Below are 13,178 nucleotides of genomic sequence, written 5' to 3' on the forward strand. Positions count from 1 at the left end.
AAAAAGAAGACTTTTATATAAAGTCTTCTTTTTTTATAACTTTATTGAAAAAAAATACATTAATGTTATAATAAGTATAATTGTTGAGGGGGGCGGTGTTATGAAAAAAATTATTAGAAATGAAGTTTTAAATTTAGAAGCATATATAGCAGGGAAACCTATAGATGAGGTTAAAAGAGAATTAGGTATAGAAAGAGTTATTAAGATGGCATCAAATGAAAATCCTTATGGATGTTCAGAAAAAGTAAAAGAAGTATTAAAGGATACAATTAATGAGGCATGTCTTTATCCTGATTCATTATCTTATGAATTTAAGAATGAATTAAGTAAGAAATTTAATATTGAATCAGATATGATTTTTTGCGGAGCTGGATCTGATTCACTTATTAAAGATATTTGTGCTACTTTTTTAAATAAATCAGATGAGAGTATAATGGCTAGCATAACATTTCCAAGGTATAAAAGTAATACACTATTAATGGGAGGAATTCCAATAGAAGTTCCATTAAAAGAAAATAAATTAGATTTAGAAGAAATTATAAATAAAATAAATGATAAAACTAAAATAATATGGCTTTGTAATCCTAATAATCCAACAGGAACTGTATTCACAAAAAAAGAGTTTGATGAAATTATAAATAAAATACCTAAGAATATAATTATCGTAATGGATGAAGCTTATATTGAATTTGTAGATAAAGAAATAGAGTTACCAGATTCATTAGAACTTTTAAAGAAACATGAAAATATTATTATACTTAGAACATTTTCTAAAGCATATGGACTAGCTTCTTTAAGATTTGGTTATGGAATAGCAAGCAAAGAAATAGTTTCATATTTAAATAGAGTAATAAATCCTTTTGATTCAAATCTTTTTGCACAGAAGGCAGCATTAGAAGCAATTAAAGATAATGAACATTTAGAATATGTAATAAAAAATAATAGAGAACAAAAGGAATATTTTTTAAGAGAGTTTAAAAAGTTAGGATTAGAGTATATAGAATCACAAGCTAATTTTATAATGGTAGATATAAAATGTGATGATAAAAAAATATATGAGTATTTATTAAGAAAAGGGTTCATAATAAGACCTGGATTTTTATTAGGAATGAAAGGGTATTTAAGAATAAGTATAAGTAAAGAAGAAAATAATAAAGAATTTATGTATAATTTAGAAGAAGGATTAAGAGAAATAACTAAAATATAAACTAACTATAATATGAAAATAAGTAGAATTAATATCTACTTATTTTTTTTATTTAAATTTTTTGAAAAATATACAACTTAAAATTAGATTATTATAGAAAAGTAAAGTGTATGTTAAAAATTCTTAATTCAAGAAATGGTTATAGAAAAATAACAATATAAATATATTATGATATAATAATCATATACCAATGTTAAGTAGGAGGAAACTAGATGAGATTTGTAATAGTAACTGGACTTTCAGGAGCTGGAAAAACAGAAGCAACTAGAAGTTTAGAAGATTTAGGATATTTTTGCGTAGATAATTTACCACCACAACTTATACCAAAGTTTGCGGAGGCATGTAGAAGCAGTCTTGAAAAGGTAGCTATAGTTACAGATATAAGAGGTGGAGTTTTCTTTGATGATCTATTTGAAAGTTTAAGATATTTAAAAAATAATGAAATAGAATATGAAATTCTTTTCTTAGAAGCATCAGATGAAGTTCTTGTAAAAAGATTTAAAGAGGCTAGAAGAAGCCACCCTCTTTCACCAAAAGCGAGAGTTCTTACTGGTATAACCGAAGAAAGACACAAATTAAGAGAAGTTAAAGATAGATCTGATCAAATAATAGATACTTCAAAATATAAAATTGGAGATTTAAGAGAAAAGATAAATGAATTATTTGGGTCAAATGCAGAACCTGATAAAGAGCTTTCAATAACTGTATTAAGTTTTGGTTTTAAATATGGAATACCAGTAGATTCAGATTTAGTATTTGATGTTAGATTTATTCCAAATCCTTTTTATATACCAGAACTAAAAGCTTTTTCAGGAAATGAAGCTCCTGTTAGAGATTATGTTATGAAACAAGAAGAGACTATTGGATTTATAGAAAGATTAGAGGAAATGCTTAAATTCCTTATTCCTAAGTATACTAAGGAAGGAAAGAGACAGCTTATTATTTCAATTGGTTGTACAGGAGGAAGACATAGATCTGTTGCTATAGCAAATAAAATTTATGAAATTCTTGAAGCTGATGGTTATAAAGCTGGAATTGAACATAGAGATGTTTCAGAAGATGTTCATAGAGGAGCTAAAAAGCTATGAGGCTATCTGATTGGCTCAAGCCAGGTATTAAAGTTAAACGTTGGGTTTTCTTTGGATTATTTGGTATTCTGCTAATTGCATTTGGATTTACAGAACTTGTTACTCACAGAGTTTATGATTTTTACTATAAATTATTCTATATATGTCTTAATATAACTGGAGTATTTGTTATTTATATTGCTGGAAGTGAAGCTATAAAATCAACAATAGCTCTTATGAATAAAGGATATATAAAAATGTCTCTTGACAGTAAAAAAATAGAAACTCTTATAACTGAAAAAAGACTTCTTGTAAAAGGTTCTAAAATTGTTGTTATAGGTGGAGGAACTGGTCTTTCTACGATGCTTAGAGGACTTAAATACTATACTTCTAATATAACTGCTATAGTTACTGTAGGAGATGATGGTGGAGGTTCAGGAGATTTAAGAGAAGATCTGGGAATGCTTCCTCCTGGTGATATAAGAAACTGTATTTTAGCATTAGCAGATACAGAGCCTTTAATGGAAGATTTACTTCAATATAGATTTACTGAAGGAAGACTTAAAGGACAAAGTTTTGGAAATTTATTTTTAGCAGCAATGGATGGAGTATCTGAAAATTTTGAAGATGCTGTAAGAAAAATGAGCTCTGTTCTTGCTGTAACAGGAAAAGTTATTCCTGTTACTTTAGATGATATGCAGCTTATTGCTTATTTAGAAAATGGAAACAAGGTAGTAGGTGAATCTAATATACCAGAAGAGGCCCAAAAACAAAAATCTAGGATTAAGAAACTAACAATAAATCCATCTAATGCAAAACCTTTAGAGGGTGCATTAAAAGCTATAGCAGAAGCAGATGCAATTGTTATGGGACCAGGAAGTCTTTATACAAGTGTACTTCCTAATCTCCTTGTAAAAGGAATAACAGAATCTATAAAGAAAAGTAGTGCATTAAAAATATATATTTCAAATGTTATGACACAGCCAGGAGAAACTGATGGATTTAATGTATCTGATCATGTGAAAATTCTTAGAAAATATTGTGGGCGAGATATTGTAAATTGTGTTATAGCAAATACCGGTGCTATAAGTAATGAAATGAGAGAAAAATATAAAGCAAAAGGTTCTGATTATGTTAATATTGATTATAAAAATCTTGAGGATATGGGGATAGATTTAGTTGAGAAGAATTTAATAAGAACTAAAAATGGTACTATTAAACATGATTCAGACTATTTAGCACAAGTTTTAGTTGAAACTATAATGGAAAAGAAATTACTATTTGATAGAAAAAAAATTATTGAATATATGTATCTTTCTCAAAGAATTAAAGAAAGAGATAAGACAGAAAAGAAAAATCTTAGAGCAATGTTTGATAAAGATAAATTATAATTATATAAAAGTGTTAAATTAAGGGGAGAAAAGGATAAATTTCTCTCCTTAATTTTATATAGTGAATGAATAAATTTATGATATAATTAAATATTGTTATAAAAGAAAAATATTTAAGTTAAACATAAAAGGAGAGCAATATAAGATGTCATTTTCATCAAAAGTAAAAGGAGAGATTTGCAGATATAGTGATATAAGTAAAGAAGAAGCATTAGCAGAATTATCAGCTATAATGAAAGTAAGTGGAACAATAGCATTTAGTGGACTTGGATTATCTTTTAGAATAACTACTGAAAATCCAGCTAGTGCAAAACTTATATTTTTATTACTTAAAGAACACTTTAATATACACTCTAAATTAATGGTTAAAAAAAGTAATTCTTTAAAAAAGAATAATATCTATATGGTCGTTATAGATGAAAGTATGGGTGTACGTGAATTATTGAGTACTACTGGTATTTTTAAAGAAGTAGATGGAATAATGAATTTAGACTATAGTATTGAAAAGGAAATGATTGAGTCTGATGAAACTAAAAGGGCATATATAAGAGGTGCTTTCTTAGGTGGAGGAAGTATAAGTAATCCAGAAAAAACTTATCATTTAGAATTTGTAACTCATAGTGAAGAATACGCAAATGAGCTTTGCAAGCTTATAAATAGCTTTGGTCTTAATTCTAAAGTAATTCAAAGAAAAAATAGTCATATAATTTATATAAAAGAGGGAGAGCAAATAGTAGATCTATTAAATATCTTAGGAGCTCATACTTGTCTTTTAGAACTTGAAAATATAAGAATAAAAAAAGAAATGAGAAATAATGTTAACAGGCTTGTTAACTGTGAAACTGCTAACCTTTCAAAAACTGTTAATGCGGCAGTAAGACAGGTCGAAAGTATTGAACTTATAAAGGCTAGTGTTGGACTTCAAAGACTTCCAAAAAATCTTCAAGAGATTGCTGAACTTAGACTTCAATATCCAGAAGAATCTTTAAAAGAACTTGGAGAAATGCTTGATCCACCAATTGGAAAATCAGGAGTTAATCATAGATTAAGAAAAATTGAAAAAATTGCAGAAGAAGTTAGGTCAGGAACATATTAGTATCTACCTTAACTTCAAATATAATAGAAAGGATGTGATTTAATGAAAAAAGACTTTTGTCATTTACACCTTCATACAGAATATAGTCTTTTAGATGGTTCTGGAAAAATTAAAAAGCTTGTAGAAAGAGCTAAAGAGCTTGGAATGGATAAAATGGCTATAACAGATCACGGAGTTATGTATGGATGTGTAGATTTTTATAAAGCTTGTAAAGAGGCTGGAATAAAACCTATATTAGGATGTGAGATATATGTTGCAAGTAAGTCAATGAATATTAAACATACTGATAAAGATAATAAAACAAATCACTTAGTCCTTTTAGTAAAAAATGAAAAGGGATATGAAAATCTAATGAAAATAGCTTCAGATGCGTCAATAGAAGGTTTTTATTATAAACCTAGAGTTGACCATGATTATTTAAGAGCGCATAGTGAAGGATTAATTGCTTTAAGTGCTTGTCTTGGAGGAGAGGTTCAAAGAAATCTTCTTCAAGAAAATTATGAAGAAGCTAAAAGAATAGCTCTAGAATATAAAGAGATTTTTAAAGAAGGATTTTATTTAGAACTTCAAAATCATAATATGGAAGAGCAACAAAAAGTAAATGAACTTAATATAAAAATATCAAAAGAAACAGGAATTCCATTAGTTGCAACTAATGACGTTCATTACATAAATAGAGAAGATTCAAAATCACATGATATTTTAATGTGTATTCAAACGGGAAAAACAGTAGATGATCAAAATAGAAGAAGATATCCATCAGATCAATTTTATTTAAAATCACCTGAAGAGATGTGGGATATGTTTGACTATATACCAAAAGCTTTAGAAAATACAGTTAAAATAGCAGAAGAATGTAATTATGACTATCAATTCCATGTTTCTAAATTGCCTAAATTTCCTTTACCTGAAGGAACTGATCCATTTATATTCTTAAGAGATTCTTGTTTCAAAGGATTAATTAGAAAATATGATGTTTTAAACGAATTTAGAAATAAAGAATATAATTATGAAGAAATAATAAAAAAATCAGAAGTTAATGAAGAAATAAAAACTATAGTTGATAGATTAAATTATGAATTAGGCGTAATAAATCAAATGGGATATGTTGATTACTTTTTGATTGTTGGAGATTTTATAAAATATTCTGTGGACAATGGTATTCCAACTGGTCCAGGAAGAGGTTCAGCAGCAGGTTCAATAGTAGCATACACATTAGATATAACAAAAATAGATCCATTAAAATATAGTCTATTATTTGAGAGATTTTTAAATCCTGAGCGTGTTAGTATGCCAGATATAGATTCAGATTTTTGTTATGAAAGAAGACAAGAAGTAATAGATTATGTAGTTGATAAATATGGGGAAAGAAATGTATCTCAGATAATTACATTTGGAACAATGGCTGCTAGAGCTTGTATAAGAGATGTAGGAAGAGCAATGAATTATGCTTATTCAGAAGTAGATAGAATTGCAAAGATGATACCAACAATGCTTGGAATAACAATTGAAAAAGCACTAGATCTTAATCCGGAACTTAAATCAGCTTATGATTCTGAAGAAAGAGTAAAAAACTTAATTGATATAAGTAAAGATTTAGAAGGATTACCAAGGCATTCCTCTACACATGCAGCAGGAGTTGTTATAGCATCAAAACCTTTAGTTGAGTATGTCCCACTTCAAAAAAATGATGAAATGATAGTAACTCAATTTGGAATGAACACATTAGAAGAACTTGGACTTTTAAAAATGGATTTCCTTGGTTTAAGAACTCTTACGGTAATGAGTGATGCTATTAAAATGATTGAATACAATCGAGGCATAAAAATAGATTTAGATAAAATCGATACAAATGATAAAGAAGTATATAAAATGATTGGAGAGGGAAAAACAGCAGGAGTATTCCAGTTAGAATCTCCAGGAATGGTATCTTTCATGAAAGAACTTAAACCAGATTGTTTAGAAGATATTATAGCAGGAATATCACTATATAGACCAGGTCCAATGGCTGAAATTCCAAATTATATAGAAAGAAAAAGAAATCCAGAAAAAGTTCAATATATAACTCCTGAACTTGAAGATATACTTAATGTTACTTATGGAGTAATGGTTTATCAGGAACAAGTTATGGAAATTGTTAGAAAGCTTGCTGGTTATTCAATGGGAAGAAGTGACCTTGTAAGAAGAGCTATGTCTAAGAAAAAACATAAGGTCATGGAAGAAGAAAGAAAGAATTTTATTTATGGAATAGTAGATGATAATGGAAATATAGAAGTTCCAGGATGTCTAAGAAATGGAGTTTCTGAGGAAGCTGCAAATAAAATTTATGATATGATGATGGACTTTGCATCATATGCATTTAATAAAAGTCATGCTGCTGCATATGCAATAATAGGATATCAAACAGCTTTCTTAATGAAATATTATCCTGTTGAGATGATAGCTGCAATGCTTAATTCTGTAATGGGAACAAGTGAAAAAGTTGCTCATTATATTAAATTTGCAGAAACTCAAGGTATACAAGTAATTAGACCTAATATTAATTTAAGTCATACAAGATTTACTGTTGATGGAGATAAAATAATATTTGGACTTGCAGCAGTAAGAAATGTTGGAGTAAATGTATGTGAAGGAATAGTTAAAAGTAGAGAAAGCAAAGGACAATTTACTTCATTAATAGATTTTATAAATAAAATAGATTTAGGTACTATAAACAAAAGAGCTGTGGAAAGTTTAATAAAGTCTGGAGCTATGGATGATTTTAAGGTATATAGATCAAAAATGCTTGGAGTATTTGAAAAATTAATGGATGGAATTTCAAGTGAGAAGAAAAGGAATATAGATGGACAAATAAGTTTATTTGGTGGATTAGATGAAGAAGAAAATTTACCACAAGTTGATTATCCAAATATAAATGAATTCAATAAAAAAAATTTATTAAGTATGGAAAAAGAAATGACAGGACTTTATTTGTCAGGTCATCCATTAGATGAATATGAAAAAAGTATAAAACTCCAAACATCAATAGATATACAAAGTATTTACAATTCACATAAAATTCTTCAAGAGGAAGCTGAGAAAGGAATTGCAGATGATGAAATGCTTAATGATATTAAAGTTAAAGATAATCAAACTGTAATTCTTGGAGGAATTTTAACTGAAGTTAATCAAAAAGTCACTAGAAATAATACTTTAATGGCGTTTTTAACTTTAGAAGATTTAACTGGTGAAATTGAGGTTATAGTATTTCCTAAAACTTTAGATAGAGTTAGGGAATCTATACAATTAGATGGATTAGTAACAATAAGAGGAAGAATAAGTTTAAAAGAAGATGAACCTCCAAAGCTTATTTGTGAAAAAGTAGATCCTTTAGAACAAGTAAATAGTAATAAAATTTATATAAAAGCTGATAATAGAGATGTAGTTAGAAAAATAAACTTTGAGCTAAAGGGAATAGATTCATATTATAAGGGAGATACACCAGTATATATTGTAGATGCGGAAGAAAGGAAAACATATAGAGCTCCAAGAGAAAGTTGGATGAATTTAAATACTGATATAGTAATTGAATTAAAAAGAAGATATAAAGATGAAAATGTAAAAGTTGTAGAAGATTAAGATAAAAAAAGAGGCTTGGAATATATCTAAGTCTCTTTTTTTATTAAATAAATTAAAAAAATTTGATAAATTATTAAAATAGACTAAAAATAAATAAAATTAATAAATATATTCTTGAAATTTGCTGTAAAACAAGAGATAATTAAATAGAAGATATAAATAAAATAATATAAAAAAGATATTAAGTGTAAATTGAAAAATTATTAATATATATATATTAATAATGATAATTTCACAATATAGAGTCTTTAAATTAACAAAAGCTCAAGTGAAAATTTTTACAAAAATTAATTCCTTAAAAAATTTAAATAGTTATATAAATATATGTTTAATAGGGTATAATAGTTTTGTAATTAATTGTTTATATAGTATATCTTATATACGTTTGAAGATAAATATCAAAAAGTGTAGACAATACATTGCTAAAAGTCTATATTTTATGTACAATTATAATCGGTCATATAAACGTGGGAAGTTTTGTTACCAGTGGGTCAAAATGAGACCCTGTGGTGATTTAAGGAGGAGTAAAGATGAAAAAGATAGCTATTTTAACTAGTGGTGGAGACGCACCAGGAATGAACGCTGCTATAAGAGCGGTAGTAAGAACTGCTTTAAATGCAGGAATCGAAGTTATGGGTGTTCACAGAGGATATAGTGGATTAATCAATGGTGAATTATTCCCTATGAATAGAACTTCTGTTTCAGATATAATTCAAAGAGGAGGAACAATCCTTAGAACAGCTAGATGTCCAGAGTTCAAACAAGAAGAAGTTAGAAAAAAAGCTGTTAAAATATTAAAAGCATACGGAGTAGATGCTTTAGTAGTAATAGGAGGAGATGGTTCATTTACAGGAGCTAAGCTTTTATCAAAGCTTGGGGTTAAAACTGTTGGTTTACCAGGAACTATCGACAATGACTTAGCTTACACTGACTACACTATAGGGTTTGACACAACTTTAAACACAGTTTTAGATGCAATAAATAAAATAAGAGATACATCAACTTCACACGAAAGAGTTTCTATCGTAGAAGTTATGGGAAGAAACTGTGGAGATATAGCTTTATATACTGGTTTAGCAGGTGGAGCAGAAGCAATTATTACACCAGAAAAAGGTTTTGATAAAGATGAATTATGCAAAACTATATTAGAAGGAAAACTTAAAGGAAAAATGCACAATTTAATTCTTCTAGCAGAGGGTGTTGGTGGAGCATTTGAATTAGCTAAAGAAGTAGAGGACGTTACAGGAATCGAAACTAGAGCTACAGTGTTAGGTCACATCCAAAGAGGGGGAAGCCCAAGTGCTTTTGACAGAATTTTAGCATCAAAAATGGGAGCTAAAGCTGTTGAAGTATTACTAGAAGGAAAAACATCAAGAGTTATTGGTTCCGTTGATAATAAAATTGTAGACTTTGATATAGATGAAGCGTTAGCTATGGAAAGCAAGTTTGACGAAGATTTATACGAAGTAGCAAAAATATTATCAAAGTAATCATTAATTAAATAGATTTAAATATATAAATTTTAGGTTTAGCTACAATAATGAAGTAGGGAGTGTTATTTGTAATGAGAAAAACTAAAATGATCTGTACAATAGGTCCAGCAAGTGAAAGTGAAGAAATTTTAACTAAAGTTATTGAAGCAGGAATGAATGCTTCAAGACACAACTTCTCTCACGGTGATCATGAAGAGCACAGAGGAAGAATGGAAAACGTAAGAAGATTAGCTGCTAAATTAGGAAAAGAAATAGCTATCGTTCTTGACACTAAAGGTCCAGAAATAAGAACTGGAAAATTTGAACCAAGCAAAGTAGAATTACAAAAAGGTTCAGAATTCACTATATATGTTAAAGAAGATGTTGTAGGAGATACTACTAAATGTTCAGTAACTTATGATGGATTAGCTAATGATGTAGTTCCAGGAAACACAATCTTAATAGATGATGGTTTAGTTGGATTAAAAGTTAAATCAGTAGAAGGAAATAAAATTGTTTGTGAAGTTATGAATACTGGATTAGTAGGAACTCACAAAGGAGTTAACGTTCCTGGTGTTTCAATAAAATTACCAGCATTAACTCCAAAAGATGAAGCTGATTTAAAATTTGGATGTGAAATGAAAGTAAACATGATTGCTGCTTCATTCGTAAGAAAAGCTGATGACGTTTTAGCAATAAGAAAAGTTTTAGATGAAAATGGTGGAAAGGACATTTTAATATGTCCTAAAATAGAAAACCAAGAAGGTGTTGATAACATAGATTCAATAATCGCTGTTTCAGACGCTATAATGGTAGCTAGAGGAGACCTTGGTGTTGAAATTCCAATAGAAAATGTACCTGGAGTACAAAAAATGATAATTGAAAAATGTAATCAAGCTGGAATTCCAGTTATTACAGCTACACAAATGTTAGATTCAATGATCAGAAACCCAAGACCAACAAGAGCAGAAGTTTCAGACGTAGCTAATGCTATATTAGATGGAACTGATGCAATCATGTTATCAGGAGAAAGTGCTAATGGATCATATCCAGTAGAAGCAGTTTCAACTATGGCAAGAATTGCTACAGAAGCTGAAAAACAATTAGATTATGAAGTAGCTGTATCAAAAGCTAAAAAACATATACCTGCAATAGCTGGTGTTATCAGCAGAGCTGCTTGCAATGCTGCTAATGAATTACAAGCTGCTGCAATCGTAACTTCAACTAAGAGTGGAGCTACTGCTAAGAGATTATCTCAATGCAGACCAGAATGTCCAATATTAGCTATAACTGCAGATCCAGTTGTTGCTAAACAATTAGTATTCTCATGGGGAGTATTCCCAGTTGTTGCTGATAAATTTGAATCAACAGATGCAATGATGGAAAAATCAGTTGTTATAGCTGAAGAAAAAGGATTTGCTGCTAAAGGTGATACAGTAGTTGTTGCTGCTGGAGTACCAGTTGATAAAGTTGGAGCAACTAACTTAATGAAAATTGAAGTAGTAGAATAATCTACTTTTAAAAAAGATCGAGGGAATCTCGATCTTTTTTTATTATATAATATGTTAAATAATTTATTTTAAAATTAATTAAGCTATATCAATTATTAAGTTAATTGTTATAGCGTTTTTATTATAAAATTTTAAATCCAATTATAGTTAATATAATGTAATTTTAATAAATAACTATAAGCATAATAGGTAAAATATTAAAAAAATATATATTAATATGAAATTGCTTATATAAAGATAAATCTTAAGAAAATCTTAATAAATATATATGGGGAAAATAAGATATAATGAATATTATCTATTGTAAAAGTAAAGACTTTAGAGGATAAGTGTATAATTTTGATTATACGGCAACTGATTCGAGTTTGTACTCAAAGTTATTGTTATAATGACGGCAACCATTATAATAATAAAAACAAATGCTTAGGATTATTATTCTAAGTATTTGTTTTTTTTTGAAAAAATTTATAAGGGTATAGTTAAAATATATAAAAATTTCCTATTTTAATAAATAAATTGTTATATTTTAGAAATTAGATGTTATAATTAAATTATAAAAAGAGGGGGAATAGTAGAAATAAAACTACTAAATTAATGATATGAAAAAAGCTTTTATTGGAAACATAAAAATTACTGATCACAAAATTTTAAAGAATGCTGAAATCGATGTACATAAGAATAGTACTAAACATATTATTATTACAGGTAAAAATGGAAGTGGAAAAACTGAATTACTAAATTATATATATATTTATTTAAATTCTTTAAATTTAAAAGAGTATCGAAATGTAGTTAACTTAAATAAGGATATAAATGAATGCAATAAAAATTTAAATTTTTTAAGAAATGAAGAAATACTCACTGAGGTATCAAAAGGTGAAATAAACAAATTAAAAAATCGCATTAATTTTTATAATTTAAAAAAGATAAAATTTTGTAATGGGATTGATATAAAAATATATAATGATGATGAGCTTCAAAAAAATTTGATATGGGTGAATTTGTTTTTGAGTATTATAAGTCAAGAAGAAATATAGACATTATAAAAAGTAAATCTGAAGATAAAAATAAAGTTGATAGGTTTATAGAATTTTTATATCAATTAAAAGATAGAAAAGATGAGGCTATAGCTATAGAAGATGAGGAAGAAGAAATAATAATAGATAGATGGTTTAATATGTTTGAAAGATTGATAAAGCATATACTTATGAAAAAAGATGTAAAATTTTATTTTGATGATATAGATAGTGAATATAAAATGAAGGAGAAAAATAGAGAAGCTTATAATTTATATGAATTATCTGATGGGCATTCTGCAATATTAAAAATATTTATTGAGCTTATGATAAGTATGGAAAAATCAAGAACTAATAAATATGATGTTGAGGGAATTGTATTGATTGATGAAATAGAAAAGCATATACATCCAGAACTTCAAAAAATAATACTTCCATTATTAAATGAGTTTTTTCCTAATGTACAATTTATAGTAACTACAATGTCATCATATATAAAGGAAAGTATGAAAAGTTGCTTTATTTATGATTTAGATAAAAAATAGAAATTTTTTTATAAAAGGGGTTTACAACGGATAATAATTATTATATAATAAAAATGTACCAAAGAGGTACATAAAAAAGAAATAAAATCTAAAGCTTTTAAGAGTTTAAATTTGTGGAAGTTTTTAAAAGTTTTAGCTAGATAGAGAAAATAAAAGTGTGTTAAATAAGAGGAGGAAATTAATATGAAAAAATTTATTTGTACAGTATGTGGATATGTTCATGAAGGAGAAACTGCACCAGAAAAATGTCCAGTA

At 27.7% G+C, this 13,178-nt stretch carries 10 protein-coding genes; all 10 read left to right on the top strand.

Features of this window, described 5'->3' with window-relative positions:
* Nucleotides 1-100: 100 nt before the first annotated feature.
* On the top strand, nt 101-1,207 hold the full coding sequence (gene hisC, locus HMPREF1092_RS00850; RefSeq protein ID WP_002596679.1) for a histidinol-phosphate transaminase: 1,107 nt from the start codon (nt 101-103) through the stop codon (nt 1,205-1,207).
* A 212-nt stretch (nt 1,208-1,419) separates the two neighbouring features.
* On the top strand, nt 1,420-2,295 hold the full coding sequence (gene rapZ / locus HMPREF1092_RS00855; RefSeq protein WP_002596680.1) for an RNase adapter RapZ: 876 nt from the start codon (nt 1,420-1,422) through the stop codon (nt 2,293-2,295).
* Nucleotides 2,292-3,665 carry a gluconeogenesis factor YvcK family protein gene (locus tag HMPREF1092_RS00860; protein WP_002596681.1) on the top strand — a complete coding sequence of 458 codons (1,374 nt, stop codon included), beginning with the start codon at nt 2,292-2,294 and terminating at the stop codon, nt 3,663-3,665. Before rapZ ends, HMPREF1092_RS00860 begins: the two co-directional genes overlap by 4 nt.
* 145 nt (nt 3,666-3,810) lie before the next feature.
* Nucleotides 3,811-4,761, top strand: coding sequence for a DNA-binding protein WhiA (whiA, locus tag HMPREF1092_RS00865; RefSeq protein ID WP_002596682.1), 951 nt, complete (start codon nt 3,811-3,813; stop codon nt 4,759-4,761).
* A gap of 42 nt (nt 4,762-4,803) precedes the next feature.
* Complete coding sequence (locus HMPREF1092_RS00870) at nt 4,804-8,379, top strand: DNA polymerase III subunit alpha (protein ID WP_002596683.1); 3,576 nt, start codon at nt 4,804-4,806, stop codon at nt 8,377-8,379.
* Nucleotides 8,380-8,909: 530 nt separating this feature from the next.
* The gene (pfkA, locus tag HMPREF1092_RS00875; RefSeq protein ID WP_002596684.1) at nt 8,910-9,869 is read left to right on the top strand and encodes a 6-phosphofructokinase; all 960 of its coding nucleotides are present in this window, start codon (nt 8,910-8,912) and stop codon (nt 9,867-9,869) included.
* Nucleotides 9,870-9,943: 74 nt separating this feature from the next.
* Nucleotides 9,944-11,362 (top strand): pyruvate kinase, encoded by a 1,419-nt coding sequence (gene pyk, locus HMPREF1092_RS00880; protein ID WP_002596685.1) that lies wholly within the window; start codon nt 9,944-9,946, stop codon nt 11,360-11,362.
* Nucleotides 11,363-11,961: 599 nt separating this feature from the next.
* Complete coding sequence (locus HMPREF1092_RS17415) at nt 11,962-12,399, top strand: hypothetical protein (RefSeq protein ID WP_002596686.1); 438 nt, start codon at nt 11,962-11,964, stop codon at nt 12,397-12,399.
* Entirely contained in the window at nt 12,354-12,923 is a 570-nt protein-coding gene (locus tag HMPREF1092_RS00890; RefSeq protein ID WP_002596687.1) for an AAA family ATPase, read from the top strand. Before HMPREF1092_RS17415 ends, HMPREF1092_RS00890 begins: the two co-directional genes overlap by 46 nt.
* Nucleotides 12,924-13,106: 183 nt before the next feature.
* On the top strand, nt 13,107-13,178 hold a 72-nt coding region (locus HMPREF1092_RS16900), incomplete at its 3' end, for a rubredoxin-like domain-containing protein (RefSeq protein WP_002596688.1).

The organism is Clostridium thermobutyricum (assembly GCF_000371465.1).
Taxonomy (GTDB): domain Bacteria; phylum Bacillota; class Clostridia; order Clostridiales; family Clostridiaceae; genus Clostridium; species Clostridium thermobutyricum.